The following is a 21,296-nucleotide window of genomic DNA, read 5'->3' as shown; positions in this document are numbered from 1 at the left end:
GCTCACGACGGGCGCCAGCCGAGCGTGACATAAGCGCCGCGCCTCGGCGTGTTGTACGAATAAGCCAGTTCATAGTTCCGGTCGAAGAGGTTGTCGACACGCGCGCTCACGTACCACGACTTCGTGATGTCATAGCGCGCCGACAGATTCACGACGCCATAGCCCGCGAGCGTCGAATCGTAATCGCTGCGCGCACCGCTCACGATCCACTCGCCACCCACGCGCCAGCTTCCTATCGAGCGATGCGCGCTGAAACTCGCGAAACGCCGCGCACGGCGCGTCAGGTCCTGATTGCCGGTTTCATCGACGGGATTCTGGAACGTCACGCCCGCGCGCAAATCAGTGGCGCCGACATGCCCTGCCCACGATCCCTCGACGCCCTGCACCTTCGCGCGTCCGACGTTCTGCGCGATATATAAGCCGCTGCCGTCCGATACGTAATCGATCAGATTCGAATAGCGCGTCTGAAACGCCGTCACGCGCAGCACGCCCACTTGGTCCGATGCGTACTGCAGCGCCGCTTCCACCGAATGACTGCGCTCGGGCTGAATGGACGGATTGCCGCTGAACGGATAGTAGAGATCGTCGAAGCTCGGCGCGCGGAACGACGCCGCGTAACTCGCGCTCGCGCGCCAGTGCGTGTCGATGTTGTACGCATAGCCCAGATAGTAGCTGTTCGCGCCGCCGAAATCGGAATACTGGTCGTGGCGCAGATTGGCCTGCACTTCGCTCGGACCGAAGCGTCCCACATAGCCCGCGTACACCGAATTCACGTGACGATCCGGCGCGCTGAACTGATCCGAATCGAGCGTCTGGTCGAGATGTTCGTAGCCGAACAGGAGCTTGTGCGCCTCCGTCAGGCGAAAGTCGTTCTGCCACAGATACTGGCGATCCTCGGAATTGAAGCGGCTCGTATAGATGCCGTTCTGCTCGATGTTCGCGCGGTCCTGTCCCTGCGCGACCGTGAAATGCGTGGTCCACTGGTCCGTGATACGGCCGTTCGCAAACACCGATGTCGACCGCACGCGACTGTGCGAATCGTTGAGATCGCCGGGCAAGCCGTAGGCATCGTCGAAACTGTCGATGCCGTTCGACTGATAGAAGCGCACGCCCGCGTCCCATTTGTCGCCGAACTTGTGGCGCAGCGTGGCCGCGACGCTTTCGTTCAGATAACCGTTCGCGTTCGGATTGGCGTTGGGCGCGAGCGCGGGATCGATCGACGAGAAACCATCGGTCTTCTCGCGCGATACGTTGAAGCTGAAGGTCGTGCGGCCTTCGCTATCGAGCGCGCCGGAAACGCCCGCCGCTTGCCGCTGCGTGTGATAGCTGCCGTATTCCGTCTCGAAGTAGAAGCGCGGCGGATGCGCCTCGCCGTCTTTCGTGAAGATCTGCACGACGCCGCCGATCGCGCCCGAGCCGTACAGCGCCGACACGTTGCCGTTCACGACTTCGATGCGGTCGATCTGATCCGGCATGATCTGCGCAAGCTGCGCCGAGCCGAGCGATGCGGACTCCACACGCACGCCGTCGATCAAAACGAGCGATTGCGTCGAGGACGCGCCGCGTATGAACGCGCTTGCATTCGCTCCCGGGCCGCCGTTGCGCGTCACCTGCACGCCGGGCGCAAGACCGATGACGCCGAGCGCGTCGTAGGCATTGCTATCGGCGATATCCTGGGCGTCGAAGAGCGAAGTCTGCGCGATCGTATCGGCGAGAGGTTGCGCGGTGCGCGTCGCGGTCACGACGACGGGTGCGAGCGGCGGTTGCGAGGCTTCGTCCGCGAGCGCTTCATGAGCGAGCAGCCATGTGTTGAGGGCGACGAGCGCGGCGCGTTCGATCGTTTTGCGTCTGCCCGCGTGTCGGGCAAGTGGCGATACCATGCGTGAAATGTTCCCATGCGTAGGCTGGCGCGACCTCGCTCCCCGCAAGGCCAATGCGCGACGAGCGCGCTCGAATGCGAACAGACGAACGCGCTGAACAGTTGGCCGGTATCCGGGCTGGCGACACACCGTCCCGCCTTCCCACGCATGAAGCGCAGTGGCATCGACACGTTTTTCGCCTTGCCTGCGTCGAGCGGCGGATTCTTGCGAATCAGACAAACTCGCAAGCAAACTCACACGACGGCGCGGCGAAAAACGCGCAAGGGACGACTTGCAACTTGCGTTGCGGTCGCTTACCGTTGCGGGGGCAGCACAGGTTGGCGTGGCCTTGGCGGCGCCGCTTCCTGTTTCCCGTTTGACTGCGCCCGCAAAAGAATGCGGACGCGAGCACCAAAAGTGCGGCAAGTGTAGGAGCGCGATTCAGGACCGTCAAGAAACGACCCTGGCCCATCATCGCAAGACACACGGCTCACGACGAACCCAACTAGAACCCGCCGTCGCAACACATCGGCAGCGCCCGCGCTTTCCACACACGAATGCATCGCGATGCACGCATGATCGCGTGCTGTTACGTCTCGAAACGAGACAATTATCGGAAGCTCCGTTGAACCGCGCTAGAATGCGAGGTCTTTAGAGGATGCAGCACATGCTCAACGAACTCGAATCACTGTCAGGAAATATCGGCCGGCTGATCCAGATCAGCGAGCGGCACAATCAGGCGCGTCTCGCGCTTGAAGCACAAATCGAACAACTGCGTAGCGACTACGCGAACGTGCAGGCAGAGCTCGTGCAAATGCGCGAAGAGCGCGACACGCTCCAAGCCGAACGTGATTCCCTCTCGGCCAAGATCGACGACGCGCAGGTCCGCCTGAACGCGATCCTCGAAAAGTTGCCGCGCGGCAAGTCCGCGAATCATGCCGAGACGGAAAATCAGCTCGATCTTCTCGATGCCCGTTCTCACGATGTGCAAGCCGCGCACGAGCATGCGCACGCGGGAGAGCACAGCGAGCATCATCACGGAGAGAAGGCATGACGACCACGCAGATCGAAGTATCCATTCTCGGCCAGCAATATCGCCTCGCCTGTTCGCCGGAAACCGAAGGCGCGCTGCGTGAAGCGGTGGCACGCGTCGACGCTGAGATGAACAAGGTGCGCAATGCAAGCAACGTGCGCGGGCAAGACCGCATCGCGGTGATGGCCGCGCTTTCACTCGCTTCCGAATTGCTGAGGCTGCAAGAAAGCGTGCGTCATGGCGAGGCCTTCCCCGCCGAGGAAATTCGCCGCACGATGCACTCCATGAACGAACAGCTTGGTGCTGTCATCGCGCAGTATGAAGTGCAGTGACCGAAGTGCCGCGACGCCGCTCCGTGGCGAACGCTAATCGGTCGCGCGATGTCAATCGAAAAAAGAAACTGCGCAATTGGTGTCGAGAGGCTGCATTAGACATTCGATTGGTGTAGAGTGACTACTCCCTGCCTGGTTCGCCAAGGTCATATATTCCTTGAACCAATGCTACATTGGCACGGTTGTGGAAACTTGCAGCACGGGCGCGCGCGTCACTCTGTCTGATGTACCCGAAGTGTTGCTTACTGCGACCAATCTTGAACCCAGGTTCAGGATGCCGGCCTAGCGGCCGAGGTGGGGACCCTACTCCAGCGGCATCGGTTCATACCGATGCCGTTTGCTTTTGTCGAGCCCGTTTTAAAACCCCGTTGCCGAATCCATCATGCGCTACTGGCTGATGAAGTCCGAACCGGACGAAGCGAGCATCGATCATCTCGCGCACGCGCCGAAGAAAACCCTCCCGTGGACGGGCGTGCGCAACTATCAGGCGCGCAACTTCATGCGCGACCAGATGCAAGTCGGCGACGGCGTGCTCTTCTATCATTCGAGTTGCCCGGAGCCGGGCATTGCGGGCATCGCCAAAGTCTGTTCGACGGCCTATCCCGATCCCACTCAGTTCGACGCCAAAAGCCCGTACTTCGACGCCAAGTCCACGCAGGAGACGCCGCGCTGGATGCTCGTCGATGTGCGCTTCGTCAAGAAGACGCCGTTGATTCCGCTCGCGACATTGCGCGAACACGCGGAACTCGCCGACATGCAAGTGCTGGCGCGCGGTAATCGGCTGTCGATCACGCCCGTGACCGAGGCGCAGTGGCGCTTCATAACCGAGCGTCTGGTCTAGGGCGCGCGAATCGTTCAAGGGAACTAAGGGAACGAACGAAGCGCCTAAGTGCGGTCGCGAATCACGCGATGCTCTTGCACTCGGAGTCCTTAGATGATCGACAAGAAAACCGCCGCCGCCCTCGCCTTCGTCGCGATGTCGAGCGCCGCGCTCACGCTTCCGCTTTCGGCCGCCGCTCAGACGGTAATCACCAATCCGCAGCCATCCGGCGTGCTCTCGCTATCCGCGCAAGCTAGCGCGCAAGTGCCGCAAGATGTCGTCAACATCACGCTGTTCTACGAGCAGGAAGCGGCCGATCCATCGTCGCTCACCACCACGCTCAATCAGCGCGCCGAAGCCGCATTGCGCGAAGCAAAAGGCGTCGACAACGTTACTGCGAAAAGCGGCTCGTTCACGGTTTATCCGAGCACGGATCGCGACGGCAAGATCTCCGCGTGGCGCGGCCGCACGGAGGTCGTGCTGGAATCGCACGACTTCGCGGCGGCGTCCAAGCTCGCGGGCAAGATGAGTAACGCCATGCAAGTCGGCAGCGTCGCGTTCTCGCTGTCGCCCGAAGCGCAGCGCGCCGCCGAGCAGAAGCTCTCGACGCAGGCCATCGAGTCGTTCCGCAAGGAAGCGCAGGCCGCGAGTCAGGCGTTCGGCTACGCCAACTTCACGATCCGCGAAGTGAACGTGGGCCACAGCGGCGCGGGTCCGCGCCCGGTGATGATGATGCAGGCCCGCTCGCTTGGCGCGGACGCGAAGGTCGGCGCGCCGATGGCGCTCGAAGCCGGCACGACGACGGTGACCGTCGACGTGTCGGGTTCGGTGCAAATGGGGCGATAACTGCTGTACCGGAGAACGCGGCGTGATTTACGCCGCGTTGCCGGACACGCGTTTCTGACGTTTGTACGCCCACACCATCATGACGATGCCCGCGACGATCATTGGCAGCGAGAGCCATTGGCCCATCGAAAAGCCGAGCGCGAGGAGTCCGAGATAATCATCCGGCTCGCGCGCGAATTCCACCGTGAAGCGCGCGAGTCCATAACCGATCAGAAACAACGCCGACACTGCGCCCACCGGCCGCGGTTTGCGCGCGAAGAGGTAGATCACCGCAAACAGCACGAGCCCTTCCAGCGCGATTTCATACAACTGCGACGGATGGCGCGGCAGCATGTGATAGCGCGAGAAAATCTCCGAGAGATTGTATTGCGCATCGAACTGCGGATGCTTCGCGAGCCAGATGGCGTCGTCGTTGGTGGAGTTTTGGAAGAGCATGGCCCAGGGCGCGGCCGGGTCGGTCACGCGGCCCCACAACTCACCGTTGATGAAGTTGCCGAGACGCCCCGCCGCCAGCCCGAGCGGCACCATCGGCGCGACAAAATCCGTCACTTGCAGCCACGTGCGCTTGCGCTGAAACGCGAACAGGACCATCGCGAGCGTCACGCCGAGAAAGCCGCCGTGAAACGACATGCCGCCTTCCCAGACCTTGAAGATATCGAGCGGATGCGCGAAGTAATAACTCGCCTTGTAGAACACCACATAGCCAATGCGGCCGCCGAGAATCGTTCCGAGCACGCCGTAAAACAGCATGTCGTCGATGTCCTTGACGGTCCAGCCTTGCGCGGCGACATGCGGCAAGCGCAGACGCAATCTGCCGATGGCAATGGCCGAAATGAACGCAACGAGATACATGAGGCCGTACCAGCGCACGGCGAGCGGTCCGAGATGGATCGCGACGGGATCGAAATTGGGATGTATGAGCATCGTGTAATGGAAGAGCCAGGCGAACTTCAAAGGCGAATCATACGGCAACGACGGCAGCAGCCTGCGCGCGCACGATCTCGATGAGCCGGCTCAACACCGGACTCACTTCGGCCGCGCGCCACACGAGCCCGGTTTCGACCACGGGCCCCGGTTCCCGCAACGGGCGATACACCACGCCCGTGCGCCGCAGATGTCGCACCGACTGCGGCACGAGCGCGACGCCCATGCCGGCGGACACGAGGCTCACGATGGTCTGCATCTGTATCGCCTCTTGTCCGATGCGCGGCGTCAAACCGGCCGCGCCGTAGCAGCCCATAATGATGTCATACAAACCTGGCGCGAGACGCCTTGGAAAGACGACGAGCGGCGCGCTGGCCAAATCGTGCAGATCGACGGGCGTCTCGGTCCATTCGGCGGCGCCCTGCCCGAGTTCCTGCGCGGTATCCGTCGACATGGCGATGACGAGCGGCTCGCGCGCAATCGGCAGATACGAAAGCGTCATGGCGTGACGCGGCGGCAGCGGCGGAATCACGAGACCGGCATCGATACGGCCGGCCACGAGTTCGTCTATCTGAACATCGCTGGTGGCTTCCGTGAGTTGCAGACGCACGCCCGGATAACGCGCATTGAATTCGCGCAGTAACGCTGGCAAAAGGCCGTAATCCGCCGTGGAGACGAACGCGAGCGAGAGCACGCCCGCCTCGCCGCGCGAAAGCGACTGCGCGAGCGGACGCAAGGCGTCGGCGGCGGCAAGCAGGCGGCGCACCTCGGGCAACAGATCGCGGCCAACCGGCGTCAGTTCGACCGTGCGCCGCGTGCGTTCGAACAGCACGACGCCGAGCGCGTCTTCCAGCGCACGGATGGCCTGCGAGAGCGGCGGCTGCGTCATGGCGAGGCGCGCGGCGGCGCGGCCGAAGTGCATCTCCTCGGCGACGGTCACGAAGTAGCGCAGCAGGCGGAGTTCGACTGGCATCGATATGTTTTGCGACTCAATAGACCCTGAATAATATATTGGACAGATACATCGACGACACTGCATTCTTCCTGCACCACACCAAGAACCACGATCCCCTCAGGAGGCAGCCATGCCCTTCAATCGCCGCTCGAAACACATCACGCAGGGCGTCGCACGTTCGCCCAACCGCTCGATGTACTACGCTCTCGGTTACAAGGAGGAAGACTTCGACAAGCCGATGATCGGTATCGCCAACGGTCACTCCACCATCACGCCGTGCAACGCGGGTCTGCAGCGTCTCGCCGATGCCGCCGTCGAATCTATTCGCAAGTCCGACGCGAATCCGCAAATCTTCGGGACGCCGACCATTTCGGACGGCATGTCGATGGGCACCGAAGGCATGAAGTACTCGCTCGTCTCGCGCGAAGTCATCGCCGACTGTATCGAAACGGCCGTGCAGGGACAGTGGATGGACGGCGTGGTCGTGATCGGCGGCTGCGACAAGAATATGCCGGGCGGCATGATCGGCCTTGCGCGCATGAACGTGCCGGGCATCTACGTGTACGGCGGCACCATTCGGCCGGGCAACTGGAAGGGCAAGGACCTGACCATCGTGTCGTCGTTCGAGGCGGTCGGCGAGTTCACGGCCGGGCGCATGTCGGAGGAAGATTTCAAGGGTGTCGAGAAGAACGCGTGTCCGTCCACCGGTTCGTGCGGCGGCATGTACACGGCCAACACCATGAGCTCCTCGTTCGAGGCGCTCGGTATGTCGCTGCTCTATTCCTCGACGATGGCAAACCCGGATCAGGAGAAGGTCGATTCCGCCGGCGAATCGGCGCGCGTGCTCGTCGAGGCCGTGAAGAAAGATCTGAAGCCGCGCGACATCATCAACAAGAAGTCGATTGAAAACGCCGTGGCGCTCATCATGGCGACGGGCGGTTCCACCAATGCCGTACTGCACTATCTGGCTATCGCGCATGCGGCGGAAGTCGAATGGAGCATCGACGACTTCGAGCGCATGCGCAAGAAAGTGCCGGTGATCTGCGACCTGAAGCCGTCAGGCCAATATGTCGCGACCGACTTGCACAAGGCGGGCGGCATTCCGCAGGTGATGAAGATCCTGCTCGATGCGGGCATGCTGCACGGCGACTGCATCACGATCACGGGCCGCACGCTCGCCGAGGAACTGAAGGACGTGCCGAGCAAGCCGCGCGCGGATCAGAAGGTGATTTTTCCGATCGAGCAGGCGTTGTACAAGGAAGGCCACCTCGCGATCCTGCGCGGCAATCTCGCGGAAGACGGCGCGGTGGCGAAGATCACGGGCTTGAAGAACCCGGTCATCACGGGGCCGGCGCGCGTGTTCGAAGACGAGCAAAGCGCGATGGACGCGATTCTCGCCGACAAGATCAAACCCGGCGATGTCGTCGTGCTGCGCTATCTCGGCCCGCAAGGCGGCCCCGGCATGCCGGAAATGCTCGCGCCGACGTCGGCGATCATCGGCAAGGGGTTGGGCGAAACCGTCGGCCTCATCACCGACGGGCGGTTTTCTGGTGGCACGTGGGGCATGGTCGTGGGCCACGTCGCGCCGGAAGCGTTCGCGGGCGGGACCATCGGGCTCGTGCAGGAAGGCGATTCGATCACCATCGACGCGCACAAGCTGCTGCTGCAATTGAACGTGGATGACGCGGAGATCGCGCGCCGCCGCGCGCTGTGGATGAAGCCGGCGCCGCGTTACACGCGCGGCGTGCTGGCAAAGTATGCGGCGTTGGCGTTGCCGGCCAATCGCGGGGCGGTAACGGGCTGAAGTGGGTCCAGCCAGGAAAGGCGAGCGCCCGGCGTTAAAAAGCCGCTACGAATGATCTTCGTAGCGGCTTTTTTCGTTCGGAGCCGTTGGCAAGCCCCGCTCACTCTTCCCGCTGCCGCCGCAACTCCTCTTCCACCGCCGCTCCGACCCACTCGCGCAAGCGTCCATCCAGCGCCACCGCCACTTCGCGCGTGATGTCCTCGACGAGCGTCTGCGTATGTTCGCGCAGCACTTCCTCGCAGCGCGCCGCGATCAGCGCGCGGGCATCGGTGTCCAGATACTGCGTGACGCGCGCGCGCAGGCGTTCGGCGACCAGCGCGGCATCGTATTCGAATGCCGCTTCCGCCGATGCCGCGCGCGCATATTCCGGCTTGCCGGGCACGACGACATCGGTGAGAACGGGGATGGACGTATCGAAGGATTCAGGTGTTTTGGTCATGGTGTCTCCGTCCGTCGCGTGATGAGCCTGTGTTGTGCGCCAATCGTAATGCCCCGCGACGGCGCGCTATGTTCGCTCAACCGCCTTGCTTGTGCGTTTCGATGGCGTAACCGCGATCCCGATAGAACCGGAAGCGCTCGCGCCCGGACGCGAGTTCGTCGTCCTCGTTGCCGACGATCTCCACGAGCCGCTCGAAGCGCGCGAATTGCGCGGACACCGGCGCGCCGAGATTGACGAGCACCTGATGATGCGGCGCGTCATCCAGATTCGACGTGAGCACGACCGGCGTCTCGGCCGCAAGCGGGCTTTTCGCCATGCAGTGCGGCACGAATTCGAGCGGCGCAAAGGTCCACAACTGCTCGTCGAATTCGGCGAGACGGCGCGGCTCGGCAAGGACGACGAGCGCGCGCCCGCTCGCATACGCCTTGCGCGCGAGGCGGCAGGCGTAGGCGAGCGAATCGCCCACGTTGGTATGAAAGTCGATGCGCGTCACGGCCTTACGCTCACTGGCCCGCGCGATCGATCAGGAACTGCGAGAGCAGCGGCACGGGACGGCCCGTGGCGCCCTTCGCCGCGCCGCTCTTCCACGCGGTCCCGGCGATATCCAGATGCGCCCACGGATAGCTCTGCGCGAAACGCGACAGGAAGCACGCCGCCGTGATGCTGCCGCCCGGACGCCCGCCGATATTCGCGACATCCGCGAAATTCGACTTGAGCTGATCCTGATACTCGTCGTCGAGCGGCAGACGCCACGCCGGATCGACGGCTTCGCGCGAGGCATCGAGCAATTCGCCGGCGAGCGCGTCATCCTTTGAGAACAGGCCCGTGTTGTGATGGCCGAGCGCGATGACGCAGGCGCCGGTAAGTGTCGCGATGTCGACGACGGCGGCGGGCTTGAAGCGCTCCGCGTAGGTCAGCGCGTCGCACAGAATGAGACGGCCTTCGGCGTCGGTGTTGAGCACTTCGATGGTCGTGCCGTTCATGGCGGTGACGATATCGCCCGGCTTGAGCGCGTTGCCCGCGGGCATGTTCTCGCAAGTCGGGATGACGCCCACGACGTTCAGCTTGAGCCCCATCTCGGCGACCGCGCGCAGCGTGCCGAATACCGAGCCCGCGCCGCACATGTCGTACTTCATCTCGTCCATGGAATCGCCGGGCTTGATGGAAATGCCGCCCGTATCGAACGTGATGCCCTTGCCGACCAGCACGACCGGCGCGTTCTTGCCCTTCGCCTTGCCAGACTCGGTCCCGCCTGCGCCCTGATAATGGATGACGATGAATTGCGGCGGTTCCACCGAACCCTTCGCCACCGACAGGAACGAGCCCATGTTGAGCGCTTCGATTTGCTTCTGGCCGAGCACTTCGACTTTCAGCTTCCAGTCGCGGCCGAGCTTCTTCGCGGTCTGGCCGAGATAAGTCGGCGTGCAGACATTCGGCGGCAGGTTGCCGAGATCGCGCGTGAGGTCCATGCCGTTGGCGATCGCCACGCCTTGCCTGGCTGCGGCCTTCGCGGCTTTTTCATCGGCGGGATCGACACTGAAGACGATCTTCTTGAGCGAGCGCGCGCTGTTGTCGGGCTTGCTCTTCATCTGCGTGAACTTGTAGGTCAGTTCGCGCAATGCGAGGATGGCGGCGCGCACGCCCCAGTCGCCGCTGCGTTCCTGAATGGGCAACTGCGCGAGCGTAAACGTAGCCTGGACGATCTTGGCGCCGAGGATCACGCGCCACGCGGCACGTACTGCCTCGCCATATGCTTTCTGATTGAAGGCGTCCTGCTTGCCGAGTCCGACGAGCAAGATGCGCGATGCGCCAATGCCGGTGACTTCGGGAATGAGGAGCGTGGTGCCTGCGCGGCCGTTCATGTCGCCGGCCTTCACGACGCGCGAAACGAGCCCTTTGGTGGCGACATCCATGTCGCGTGCGGCGCCTGTCAACGTCTGTGCTTCGAAGATGCCGAGCACGATTACATCTGACTTCCCGGTGAGGAAACCATTTGCCTCGCCTTTGCTCCAATCACAGGCTTTTATGCTAAAGTCCATCGCGCTTATCCTCGGATAAAATCTGGGCTGAAGGATGAAAGCCGCAATTATCCGCTATTTTTTCCGCGGCGGTCACAGGCAAAGCCCGACTGACTCGGGGAACGATTGCATTGCTACTGCATCTACTTCTTGTTGTTGCAGGGCATGTTCGTTATGCCGCATCGCCGCCGGCCTTCAGCTAAATTCAGCTAAATTCAATGATCTTCGAACGCTCCCTGCAGCGCGAACTCGCGTATACGGCCGGCGCCGTATTCATGGTGCTGCTCACGATCATGCTCACGACGATGATGATCCGTATCGTCGGCTTCGCGGCATCGGGCCAGGTTGACCCGCGCGATGTCGTCGTGTTGATCGGGCTCACCGTGATCGGCTATCTCGCGGTCATGCTGATCGTGACGCTGTTCGTTTCCATCCTCTTCGTGCTGACGCGTTGGTATCGCGACTCGGAGATGGTCGTGTGGCTTGCCTCGGGCGTGAGCCAGACGCAGCTCATCAAGCCCATCGCGGTGTTTTCCACGCCGATCATCATCCTTATCGTCTTTTTCGCGTTCGTCGGCTGGCCGTGGTCGAATCAGCAGAGCAAACTCATCAAGGCGCGCTTCCAGCAACGCGATGAAGTATCGCTGCTCGCGCCGGGCCAGTTCCGCGAATCGCCTTCGAGTCATCGCGTGTTCTTCATCGAGAAGATGTCGCCCGATCAGTCGCAAGTGGAGAACGTGTTCGTCACGAGCACCGAAGGCGGCAAGGTCAACGTCATCGTCTCGAAGAACGGACACACGGAGACGCGCCCCGACGGCGACCGCTTCATCGTGCTGGAAAACGGACGTCGTTACGATGGCGAGCCCGGCCAGCCGAATTTCCGCATCACGGAGTTCGAGCGCTACGGTGTGAAGATAATGAGTCATCAGGTCGTCAACACGCCGACCACCACCGGCATATCCACGCCCGACCTGCTCGCCAATCCGAGCAAGGACAACCTCGCGGAATTCGCGTGGCGCCTGGGTCTGCCGCTCATCGCCATCAACCTGATGCTGCTCGCCATTCCGCTGTCTTATCAGAACCCGCGCCGCAGCCGGACCATCAATCTCGTGATGGCCGTGCTCATCTATCTGACCTATTCGAATTTGCTGAACGTGGTCCAGTCATGGATCGAGCAGGGAAAGATGTCGTTCGGCGTGGGACTCGTGGGCCTGCATTTGCTGGTGGCGGCGCTCGTGGCGTTCATCTTCTGGCTGCGCGTGCGCAACCGGCCACTTTTCACGCTCTCGACGTTCACGCGTTCGAAGGGAGCCTGACGCAATGCGCATCTACGAACGATACTTCGCGCGCCAGATCTATCTGGCGTTCATCTTCATTTTGTTCGCGTTCTCGGGCCTGTTCTTTTTCTTCGACCTGATCAACGAACTGAACACCGTGGGGCATGGCAACTACAAGTTCACGCTCGCGATATTGCGCGTGGCCTTGCAGACGCCTTCGCGCTTCTACGAAATCATTCCGGTTGCTGCGCTCATCTCGGCCATTTATGTCTTCGCGCAGATGGCGGCGGCGTCCGAATTCACCATCTTCCGCGTGTCGGGACTCTCGACGGGCACGGCATTGCGTTCGCTCTTGAAGATCGGGATTCCGCTCGTGCTGGTGACGTATATCATCGGCGAAGTGGTTGGGCCTTACGCGGATCAGTTGTCGGAGCGCGTCCGTCTGGAGGCGCTGGGGTCGTCGGTCTCGTCGAATTTCCAGTCGGGCGTGTGGGTAAAGGACACGCTGACCGCGAAGGAGAACGGCGAGCAAGTCACGCGCTTCGTCAACGTGGGCACGTTGAACCCGGATACGACGATCGCCAACGTGCGTATCTATGAATTCGATTCGAAGTTCCGTCTCACCAATGTGCGTATAGCGCAGAGTGGCGTCTTCGAGCCGCCGGGCCACTGGAAGCTGACGGGCGTAACGGACACTCAACTGGTCGATGCGCCGCTCGCGGCCATCAACCCCAACGATGCGCTCAATCCTATCTACAACGCGAAGCAAACCACGCTGCCGGAGTACTCGCTGCGTTCCGAGCTTACGCCGCAGATTCTGTCGGTGCTGCTGGTGTCACCGGATCGCATGTCGATGTTCAACCTGTTTCGCTATATCCAGCACTTGACGGAAAATCATCAGGACACGCAGCGTTACGAGATTGCGTTTTGGCGCAAGATTCTTTATCCGTTCGCGGTGTTCGTCATGCTGGTGCTGTCGCTGCCGTTCGCATATTTGCACACGCGGGCTGGCGTGGTCGGCGTGAAGGTGTTCGGCGGCATCATGATCGGGATGAGTTTTCAGCTATTCAATACGCTCTTCTCGCACATCGGGACCTTGAATACGTGGCCGGCTCCGATTACTGCGGCCGCGCCTGCCCTCGCCTATCTCGCGATTGGCTTGCTGGGGCTCAAGTGGGTCGAGCGGCACTGAGTTTCTTCGGGAGAAGATGATGGGCAAGCACGGCATCGTACTGTTCGGACACGGCGCACGCGATCCACGTTGGGCGGAGCCGTTCGAACGGCTTGCGTCGCGCCTGCGTGCCGGGCGCGACGAGCCGGTTGCGCTTGCGTTTCTGGAGTTGATGACGCCGGATCTGCCTTCGGCGGTGACGCAGTTGGCTGAAGAAGGTTGCGATGCCGTTACCGTGGTGCCCGTGTTCTTCGGGCAAGGCGGTCATGTGAGGCGTGACTTGCCGGCGGTAATCGAGACGTGTCGCGCGGCGCATCCCTCTGTCGCGATTCATTGCGCGACGGCGGTCGGCGAGGATGATGCGGTGCTGGATGCGGTCGCGGAGTATTGTTTGCGGCAGGTTTGAGGGCCGGTCAGACTCAAGGCTCACGTATCGTTGGCTTGCCGAAAAGTTGAAGCGCTGCATATCGCTTTCGTCTTTTACTCAATGCCTAGCATTACTGACGATGCTACGATCTCTACGATTTCAGGAATGCTGGCCAGCCAACTCCGCCACTCAGGGCAACGGTCAACGTCAGCTTCACGAGACTGCTGCCTGCAACTCTGGCTTTCAGCGAAACATCGAGATAACCCGCATCAACTCCTTGCATGGCGCGTTACGTTTATAACTTTTTCGTTCGTGTCTTTATTTATGCACTGCCGTTTTGGCTGGGAAGCTTCGAGCTGACCGTTCACCAGGCGTTCGAAGAGAAAGATCCAGAGGCGTTTTTGGCGCCCGGGCTTATGCTAAGCGCAATCGCCCTGCTCACCTCACTGTGCCTTGCACGCAAGGAGCCAGCAGTTACGGCAGGAGCCGCCGAAAAGTTTCGATATCGGTGCGACGTTACGCTCGTGGCCATGGCGGCTGCCTTGGCTCTCATCGGCATGCCTTTGTGGCATCAGATACTCGGCGCGTCGCTTTCCGGGATTTATAAAGGTTGGCTGGGACTCACTCTGTTTGGCTGGAGCTCGACCAAATCGATTTCAGTGGTGTATTATTTTTTTGCAGTATCGCTGTCCGAGCTCAAACGCCTGACGACATGATAAATATTCTGACTGCGCTTCAAGGGAATTACGGCACGCTCGTCATTGCAGCGATCGCGTTCGCTGTAGTGCAGACGCTTGCCTACTTTTATCGCGAACACGTCGCCAAGTTGAGTGAAGAACAGGCAGTTGCGGAGCCGGTGTCGGCCGAGGAGCTTCGGCGTCAAGTCGAGCAACTGGTTCGACAGCAAGAAGATCGGTTGAATGGACTTCACAAGGAACTTCGAAGGGAATTGCTTGCGGAATTGCAGTTAGATTTATCGAAGGCGGCACGCCGGCAAGCCGGCGGAAAATCGTTAGCGGCTTCGGTTCTCTCTAACGCCAGATCGAGTTCTGCAAGTTCGTCATCAAGCGTTTATGTCGGCGAGTTGCGGCATAAGCGTGGCCGCGCTGCCTGATAAGCACATCGCAATCGTCCGCTCCAGGCAACGCGATTGGCCCGCAACCAGGCTCGTTCCAGAGTTCAGCCGTCCGCCTCAAGCCGCCGCCTGCATCCCCTTCAAATGCACCTTCGGCTTCACCACCGCGTCGCGATCCCGAAACGCCTCGCCTATCATCAGCAAACTCGGCTGCGATGCATCGAGCCATTCCTGCGCCTCGCCTAGCGCCATGCGCGCCAGCGTAAGCGTAAGCGTGCGCTCGCGCGGCGTGCTGCACGCCTCGACGATCGCCACCGGCGTCGAACCCGGCCGTCCCGCATCGATCAACTGTTGGGCAATGTCCGGCGCGCTGTCTCGGCCCATGTAGAACACGAGCGAATCCGCCTGCGCCTGCTCGCGGATATCGTCGCTGTCGGCGGCGCGACTATGCGTCGCCAGCGCGACACTGCGCGCGACGCCTCGCAAGGTCAGCGAGCGCTTGAGCGTCGCTGCGCTGGCGAGCGCCGCCGTGATTCCCGGTACCACTTCATAGTCGATACCCGCCGCCTCCAGCGCGCGCATCTCTTCATCCGCGCGGCCGAAAAGCATCGGATCGCCGCCCTTTAGACGCACGACGAGACCGTGTTCCAAAGCGGCATCGACGATCTGCTTGCTGATGAAATGCTGCGCCGTGGAACGCTGCCCGCAACGCTTGCCGACCGCGATCTTGCGTGCGTTCGGCGCGTAGTCGAGCATCGCAGGTTCGACGAGCGCGTCGTGCAGCACCACGTCGGCCTGTTCGAGCAAACGCATGCCGCGCACGGTGATGAGATCCACCGCGCCCGGCCCTGCTCCGATCAGATAGACCTTACCCATTTGCATGCACTCAGGCTGAGATTGCGCGAATCATACCGGCTGCGACCGTGTGATGCGTCGCCTCGTCGATCAAGACGAACGCGCCCGTGCCCTGATGCGTCTCGTACAAGTCCGCGACGAGCGGCTTCTGCAAGGTCAACGCCACGCGGCCGATATCGTTCATGGCGAGCGTATTGCGATCGACCGAATGCGACAGCGTATGCACATCCAGCACTTCCTTCACCGCGCCGATCCGCGCGAACACGGTGTTTGTCGTCTGCTTCAACAAATACTTGCGCTGCTGCGAAAGCGGCTCTTCGTCGAACCAGCACAGATCCGCTTCGAGCTTCTTCGCGGGTTCGACCGTCTGCGCTTCGCTCTCCGCGCGCGGCACGAAGGTATCGCCACGCGAGACATCGACATCCTCGGCGAGACGAATGGTCACCGTCTGGCCGGCAAACGCGCGATCCACCGGCGCAACGCCGCCCGGCACCGGCGCGATGATCTCGGCGACCGTCGCCTGGCGATTCGCCGGCAGCACGGTGATGGCGTCACCAAGACGCACTTCGCCCGCTTCGACGCGGCCCATGTAGCCGCGGAAATCGTCGGCTTGAGAGCCGTCCTGACGCGCGACCCATTGCACCGGGAAACGCAGCGCCTGATCGACGGGCTGCGCGACCGGCAGCGATTCGAGCAAGTCGAGCAGCGGCTCGCCCGCATACCACGGCATGCGCTCGCTCGCGGACACAATGTTGTCGCCCTTCAACGCCGACACCGGCACGAAGCGCACATCCGCGATTCCAAGCTGACGCGCGAGCACGACATACGCATCGCGAATTTCGTTGAAGCGCGCTTCGCTGTACTCGACCAAATCCATCTTGTTGATCGCGACGATCACGTGCTGCAAGTCGAGCAACTTGACGATCGCGCTATGGCGCTTGGTCTGCGGCAGGAGTTGAGCGTCGCCGTTGTCGAAGGTGACGCGCGTTGCATCGACGAGAATGATCGCCGCATGCGCCGTCGATGCGCCCGTCACCATGTTGCGCGTGTACTGCTCGTGACCCGGCGTATCCGCGATGATGAACTTGCGCTTCGCGGTCGCGAAATAACGATACGCGACGTCGATGGTAATGCCCTGCTCGCGCTCGGCTTCGAGGCCGTCGGTCAGCAGCGACAAGTCGATCTCATCGCCCACGGTGCGCTTGTTCTTGGCGCGCGAGATGGCGGACAACTGGTCCGACAGCACGGCTTTGCTGTCGTACAGCAGGCGGCCGATCAGCGTGCTCTTGCCGTCGTCGACACTGCCCGCCGTGATGAAGCGCAACACGCCCAGGTCTTCAGCTTGATAGATGCTCATTTCGTTCGTTCCTTGGGGGCGTGGCTTCAGAAATAACCTTGCTTCTTGCGCTGTTCCATCGCGGCTTCGGAAGCCTGATCGTCCATGCGCGTGGCGCCGCGTTCGGTGATTTCCGTCACGGCCGTTTCGGCGATGATCTTTTCGACGTCGTCGGCATCGCTCGAAACCGGGCACGTGCAGCTGATGTCGCCGACCGTCCGAAAGCGCACTTGCGCCATCTCGGCGGTTTCGCCGTCGCGCACCGGAGTGAGCGGCGTCACGGGCACGAGCAGGCCGTTGCGGCGCACGATCTCGCGCTCATGCGCGTAATAGATGGACGGCAGATCGAGTTTCTCGCGCGCAATGTATTGCCACACGTCGAGTTCGGTCCAGTTGGAGATGGGGAACACGCGCAAGTGTTCGCCCGGATGCAGACGCGCGTTATAGATGCTCCAGAGTTCCGGACGCTGCGCCTTCGGGTCCCACTGGCCGAATTCGTCGCGGAACGAAAAAATACGTTCCTTCGCACGCGCCTTCTCTTCGTCGCGGCGCGCGCCGCCGATCAGCGCCGTATAGCCGTATTGCTCGATGGTTTCGAGCAGTGTCACCGCTTGCGCGGCGTTGCGCGAATCGGTTTCGCGACGCAGACGCACGGTGCCCTTCTTGATCGAATCCTCGACGTGGCCGACGACCAGTTCCGCGCCGATTTCAGCCGCGCGCCGGTCGCGAAACTCGATCACTTCGCCGAAGTTATGGCCGGTGTCGATATGGACGAGCGGAAACGGCAGCACGGTCTTGCGGCCCGCGCCGAGACCGAATGCCTTCAGCGCCAGATGCAGCACGACGACCGAGTCCTTGCCGCCCGAGAACAGAAGCGCGGGCTTGCTGCACTCCGCGACGAGTTCGCGCAGGATGTGGATCGACTCGGCTTCGAGCCAGTCGAGATGGTCCATCCGGGTCGCCTGATTGGTAATCGGGGCGGTGACGGTAGAGTCGAGCGTGGTGCTCATATGCGTCGATCCTTTTATTGGCTGCGTCATGCGTTTGTGGCGCTTTGACGCCGCGTTCAGTGACAGTGTTCGTACCGGGCGCTTCTCTTTGAGCACCTCGATGATTCAGATAGCCGAACTCGGTGCTTCTTCGACGATCTTGATGTTCGTGATGTGCAGGCCGCATTCTTTCGTATCGCGCGATTCCCACCACCAGCGGCCGGCGCGGCTATCTTCGCCGGGGCGCACGGCGCGCGTGCATGGCTCGCAGCCTATGCTCGGATAACCGCGCGCATGCAGCGGATTCACCGGCACGTCGAAGGCCTTCAAGTAGTCCCAGACATCGCTTTCGGTCCAGTCCGCGAGCGGGTTGAACTTGGCGATGCCGCGCGGCGCGTCGTGCTCTTCCTCGTGGAGTTCGGTGCGCGTCACCGACTGCTCGCGGCGCTGCCCCGTTACCCACGCCGACACATCCGAAAGCGCGCGATTGAGCGGCTCCACCTTGCGGATATGGCAGCAGCTCTTGCGTAAATCAATGCTCTCGTAGAACGCGTTGAGGCCGTGATCGCGGACGTAGGCATCGACGGCATCTTGGCGAGGATGAAACTGCTCGATGTCGTAGCCATAACGCGCCTTGACCGTGTCCAGCATGCCGAGCGTTTCCTCGTGCAGACGGCCCGTGTTCAGCGAGAAGATGCCGATATTCACCCCGCGCGACAGAATGGCGTGCGTGAGCACCATGTCTTCGGCGGCGAGGCTGCTGGCTAGCTTGACGCGCTCATGGCGCGCTGCGATCGAATCGAGCAGCGCGTCGAGGCGTTCAACCTTGGCTTGCAATTCGGGAGTCATGCCTCAGGCTCCAAGCGTCGCGAGAACCGCGCTGCGACGGCGAAACAGCGGTTCGAGATCGTCGGTCGCGCCTTGATAGCGCTCCGTGAACTCGTTGAACGCGTTGAGCGCGTCGTTGATGTCCTTGTCTTCGCGCACAGCGAATGCGTCGAAGCCGCAGCGCGCGTGGAACAGCAACTGATCGCGCAGCACGTCGCCAATTGCGCGCAACTCACCCGTCCACTGATAGCGCTCGCGCAGCAAGCGGCCGATGGAGAAGCCGCGGCCATCGCGGAACACGGGAAAATCGACGGCGATCACGGCGATGTCGCCGAAATCGGCGACGAGATCGGCGGGTTCGTCGTCGGGCGCGAGCCACACGCCGAGTTCGTCCTTCGAATGCGCCGCAACGAGCGCCGCACGATGCTCCTTCCACAACGCGAACGGCACGAGCAACTTGCCGGCGGGCAGCGCATCGACTGCGGGCAGCGCGCCGTCTTCGGCGGCACGGACCACGGTGAAATCGTCATTGACGACGGAGCGGTTCTTGATAATCAAAGCCATCTGCAAAGTCCTCGGTCTCGTCGACGTTTAAGCGTGCGCCTGGCGCGATGCGTACACGCGCTCCTTGAACGGCGTCATGCCGATGCGGTTATACGTCTCGATGAAACGCTCGCCTTCCATGCGGTTGTCGACGAAGGTGTCGATCACGCTCGACACGACATCCGGCATTTCATGCGCCGAGAAAGACGGGCCGATGACCTTGCCGAGATGCGCGCCGGTCGCGCCCGAGCTTTGCTCGCCGCCGAGCGTCACCTGATACCACTCCGAGCCGTCCTTATCGACGCCCAGCACGCCGATGTTGCCGACGTGGTGGTGACCGCACGCGTTGATGCAGCCCGAGATGTTGAGCGACAGGTCGCCCAGGTCGTACACGTAGTCGGCGTTGCTGAAGCGCTCTTGAATGGCTTGCGCGATGGGAATGGACTTCGCATTCGCGAGCGAGCAGAAATCGCCGCCCGGGCACGCGATGATATCGGTCAGCAAACCGACGTTCGAGGTCGCGAAACCCACCGCCTTGGCGCGTTCCCACACGGCGTACAGATCGTGCTTCCTGACGTTGGCGAGAATGAGATTTTGCTCGTGCGATACGCGAATCTCACCGAAGGAGAATTCATCGGCTATAGCGGCGACATCGTCCATCTGCTGGTCGGTGGCGTCGCCCGGCGCAATGCCGGTGGGCTTGAGCGACAGCGTGACGGACGCGTAGCCCGACACCTTATGCGGACGCACATTGCGCTCGACCCAGCGCGCGAACGGCTTGCTGTCGATCAGATGCTTTTCATACGAGGCGTCGGTATCCGGCAGCTTTTCGTAGGCAGGCGGCGCGAAGTACTGCGATACGCGTGCGACTTCTTCCGCCGTGATGGTCGAAGGGCCGTCCTTCAGATGCTGCCACTCTTCCTCGACCTGCTTCGCGAACTTCTCCGGCGACAGCGCCTTCACGAGAATCTTGATACGCGCCTTATACATATTGTCGCGGCGGCCATAGCGGTTGTACACGCGCAGCACGGCTTCGCAATACGTAATGAGATGCTGCCAGGGCAAGTCTTCCTTGATGACCGCTCCGACGATCGGCGTGCGGCCGAGCCCGCCGCCCGCGAGAATGCTCGCGACGACTTCGCCCGCTTCGTTCTTCTTCAGATAGACGCCCAGATCGTGCACCTGCGTGGCCGCGCGATCTTCTTCCGAGCCGCACACCGCGATCTTGAACTTGCGCGGCAGCCATGCGAACTCGGGGTGGAACGTCGACCATTGACGCAGAATCTCGGCCCACGGACGCGGATCGACGAGTTCATCCGGCGCCACGCCCGCAAACTGATCCGCCGTGATGTTGCGGATGCAATTACCCGACGTCTGAATGGCGTGCATTTGCACCGATGCCAGCTTGCGCAGAATCTCGGGCGTCTCTTCCAGCTCGACCCAGTTGAACTGGATGTTGGTGCGCGTGGAAAAGTGGCCGTACCCACGATCGTGCTCGCGCGCGATGGTGGCGAGCATGCGCATCTGGTCGCTGCGCAGATTGCCGTACGGAATCGCGATGCGGTGCATGTAGGCGTGACGCTGCATGTACAGGCCGTTCTGCAGACGCAGCGGACGGAATTCCTCTTCGCTCAACTCGCCCGACAAGCGACGGCGAACCTGGTCGGCGTATTGCGCGACACGTTCGTCGACGATGCGCTTGTCGATCTGATCGTATTGGTACATTCGGGGCCCCAAGTTTTAGTTCGAACGCCTGCGTCCTAGGTTACGCGGCGCGTTGAGAATTCAGCCATTCCATATTGATTCGTCACCGCAAGCGCCGTTC

The 21,296-nt window shown here is 61.8% G+C and carries 22 protein-coding genes, 1 other RNA gene and 1 riboswitch; of the genes, 11 read left to right on the top strand and 12 right to left on the bottom strand.

Features of this window, described 5'->3' with window-relative positions:
• Positions 1-2: 2 nt before the first annotated feature.
• Positions 3-1,880 (bottom strand): TonB-dependent receptor domain-containing protein, encoded by a 1,878-nt coding sequence (locus NCR40_RS02880; RefSeq protein ID WP_250508660.1) that lies wholly within the window; start codon positions 1,878-1,880, stop codon positions 3-5.
• A gap of 86 nt (positions 1,881-1,966) precedes the next feature.
• Positions 1,967-2,290, bottom strand: a riboswitch (cobalamin riboswitch).
• Positions 2,291-2,526: 236 nt separating this feature from the next.
• Here NCR40_RS02880 and NCR40_RS02875 point away from each other — a divergent pair.
• The 5 genes from NCR40_RS02875 (at position 2,527) to NCR40_RS02855 (ending at position 4,890) form a co-directional block, all read left to right on the top strand.
• Positions 2,527-2,913 (top strand): ATPase, encoded by a 387-nt coding sequence (locus NCR40_RS02875; protein WP_244827263.1) that lies wholly within the window; start codon positions 2,527-2,529, stop codon positions 2,911-2,913.
• Positions 2,910-3,224: a cell division protein ZapA gene (locus tag NCR40_RS02870; RefSeq protein WP_244827262.1), complete on the top strand. Its 315-nt coding sequence runs from the start codon at positions 2,910-2,912 to the stop codon at positions 3,222-3,224. The genes NCR40_RS02875 and NCR40_RS02870 overlap by 4 nt, the downstream gene beginning before the upstream one ends.
• Before the next feature lie 122 nt (positions 3,225-3,346).
• Positions 3,347-3,529, top strand: a non-coding RNA gene (gene ssrS / locus NCR40_RS02865) — 6S RNA.
• A 77-nt stretch (positions 3,530-3,606) separates the two neighbouring features.
• Entirely contained in the window at positions 3,607-4,065 is a 459-nt protein-coding gene (locus NCR40_RS02860) for an EVE domain-containing protein (protein WP_250491911.1), read from the top strand.
• A gap of 93 nt (positions 4,066-4,158) precedes the next feature.
• Complete coding sequence (locus NCR40_RS02855; protein WP_244827260.1) at positions 4,159-4,890, top strand: SIMPL domain-containing protein; 732 nt, start codon at positions 4,159-4,161, stop codon at positions 4,888-4,890.
• 27 nt (positions 4,891-4,917) lie between these two features.
• Here NCR40_RS02855 and lgt read toward each other — a convergent pair whose 3' ends face one another.
• Positions 4,918-5,814 (bottom strand): prolipoprotein diacylglyceryl transferase, encoded by an 897-nt coding sequence (gene lgt, locus NCR40_RS02850; RefSeq protein WP_244827259.1) that lies wholly within the window; start codon positions 5,812-5,814, stop codon positions 4,918-4,920.
• A gap of 37 nt (positions 5,815-5,851) precedes the next feature.
• Entirely contained in the window at positions 5,852-6,787 is a 936-nt protein-coding gene (locus NCR40_RS02845) for a LysR family transcriptional regulator (RefSeq protein ID WP_250508659.1), read from the bottom strand.
• Between the two features lie 112 nt (positions 6,788-6,899).
• Between NCR40_RS02845 and ilvD the strand changes: the two genes are divergently transcribed.
• Positions 6,900-8,573, top strand: a complete 1,674-nt coding sequence (gene ilvD, locus NCR40_RS02840; protein ID WP_250508658.1) for a dihydroxy-acid dehydratase — start codon at positions 6,900-6,902, stop codon at positions 8,571-8,573.
• A 100-nt stretch (positions 8,574-8,673) separates the two neighbouring features.
• Here ilvD and NCR40_RS02835 read toward each other — a convergent pair whose 3' ends face one another.
• From NCR40_RS02835 to NCR40_RS02825, 3 genes are all read right to left on the bottom strand, one after another.
• Positions 8,674-9,012: a DUF2486 family protein gene (locus NCR40_RS02835; RefSeq protein WP_244827256.1), complete on the bottom strand. Its 339-nt coding sequence runs from the start codon at positions 9,010-9,012 to the stop codon at positions 8,674-8,676.
• A gap of 76 nt (positions 9,013-9,088) precedes the next feature.
• Positions 9,089-9,505, bottom strand: coding sequence for a DNA polymerase III subunit chi (locus tag NCR40_RS02830; RefSeq protein ID WP_244827255.1), 417 nt, complete (start codon positions 9,503-9,505; stop codon positions 9,089-9,091).
• A gap of 10 nt (positions 9,506-9,515) precedes the next feature.
• Entirely contained in the window at positions 9,516-11,051 is a 1,536-nt protein-coding gene (locus tag NCR40_RS02825; protein ID WP_244827254.1) for a leucyl aminopeptidase, read from the bottom strand.
• A 197-nt stretch (positions 11,052-11,248) separates the two neighbouring features.
• Here NCR40_RS02825 and lptF point away from each other — a divergent pair, with 197 nt between their 5' ends.
• From lptF to NCR40_RS02800, 5 genes are all read left to right on the top strand, one after another.
• Positions 11,249-12,346, top strand: coding sequence for an LPS export ABC transporter permease LptF (gene lptF / locus NCR40_RS02820; protein WP_244827253.1), 1,098 nt, complete (start codon positions 11,249-11,251; stop codon positions 12,344-12,346).
• A gap of 4 nt (positions 12,347-12,350) precedes the next feature.
• Positions 12,351-13,499 carry an LPS export ABC transporter permease LptG gene (lptG, locus tag NCR40_RS02815; protein WP_244827252.1) on the top strand — a complete coding sequence of 383 codons (1,149 nt, stop codon included), beginning with the start codon at positions 12,351-12,353 and terminating at the stop codon, positions 13,497-13,499.
• Between the two features lie 19 nt (positions 13,500-13,518).
• Positions 13,519-13,884: a sirohydrochlorin chelatase gene (locus NCR40_RS02810; RefSeq protein WP_244827974.1), complete on the top strand. Its 366-nt coding sequence runs from the start codon at positions 13,519-13,521 to the stop codon at positions 13,882-13,884.
• A gap of 242 nt (positions 13,885-14,126) precedes the next feature.
• A complete protein-coding gene (locus tag NCR40_RS02805) occupies positions 14,127-14,561 on the top strand; it encodes a hypothetical protein (RefSeq protein WP_250508657.1) in 435 nt (144 codons plus the stop codon).
• Positions 14,558-14,959 carry a hypothetical protein gene (locus NCR40_RS02800; RefSeq protein ID WP_244827250.1) on the top strand — a complete coding sequence of 134 codons (402 nt, stop codon included), beginning with the start codon at positions 14,558-14,560 and terminating at the stop codon, positions 14,957-14,959. Before NCR40_RS02805 ends, NCR40_RS02800 begins: the two co-directional genes overlap by 4 nt.
• Before the next feature lie 78 nt (positions 14,960-15,037).
• On the opposite strand, the gene cobA is transcribed toward NCR40_RS02800, so the two are convergent.
• From cobA to NCR40_RS02770, 6 genes are all read right to left on the bottom strand, one after another.
• Positions 15,038-15,796, bottom strand: a complete 759-nt coding sequence (cobA, locus tag NCR40_RS02795) for a uroporphyrinogen-III C-methyltransferase (RefSeq protein WP_250508745.1) — start codon at positions 15,794-15,796, stop codon at positions 15,038-15,040.
• 10 nt (positions 15,797-15,806) lie between these two features.
• On the bottom strand, positions 15,807-17,132 hold the full coding sequence (locus tag NCR40_RS02790) for a sulfate adenylyltransferase subunit 1 (protein ID WP_244827249.1): 1,326 nt from the start codon (positions 17,130-17,132) through the stop codon (positions 15,807-15,809).
• Positions 17,133-17,158: 26 nt separating this feature from the next.
• On the bottom strand, positions 17,159-18,121 hold the full coding sequence (gene cysD, locus NCR40_RS02785; protein ID WP_244827248.1) for a sulfate adenylyltransferase subunit CysD: 963 nt from the start codon (positions 18,119-18,121) through the stop codon (positions 17,159-17,161).
• A gap of 105 nt (positions 18,122-18,226) precedes the next feature.
• Positions 18,227-18,949: a phosphoadenylyl-sulfate reductase gene (locus NCR40_RS02780; RefSeq protein ID WP_250508656.1), complete on the bottom strand. Its 723-nt coding sequence runs from the start codon at positions 18,947-18,949 to the stop codon at positions 18,227-18,229.
• A 3-nt stretch (positions 18,950-18,952) separates the two neighbouring features.
• Positions 18,953-19,492 carry a DUF934 domain-containing protein gene (locus tag NCR40_RS02775; RefSeq protein WP_244827246.1) on the bottom strand — a complete coding sequence of 180 codons (540 nt, stop codon included), beginning with the start codon at positions 19,490-19,492 and terminating at the stop codon, positions 18,953-18,955.
• Between the two features lie 27 nt (positions 19,493-19,519).
• On the bottom strand, positions 19,520-21,196 hold the full coding sequence (locus NCR40_RS02770; RefSeq protein WP_250508655.1) for a nitrite/sulfite reductase: 1,677 nt from the start codon (positions 21,194-21,196) through the stop codon (positions 19,520-19,522).
• Positions 21,197-21,296: the final 100 nt, after the last annotated feature.

This window comes from Caballeronia sp. GACF4, assembly GCF_023631025.1.
Classification (GTDB): Bacteria; Pseudomonadota; Gammaproteobacteria; order Burkholderiales; family Burkholderiaceae; genus Caballeronia.
This window is presented reverse-complemented; position numbering and strand designations above follow the sequence as displayed.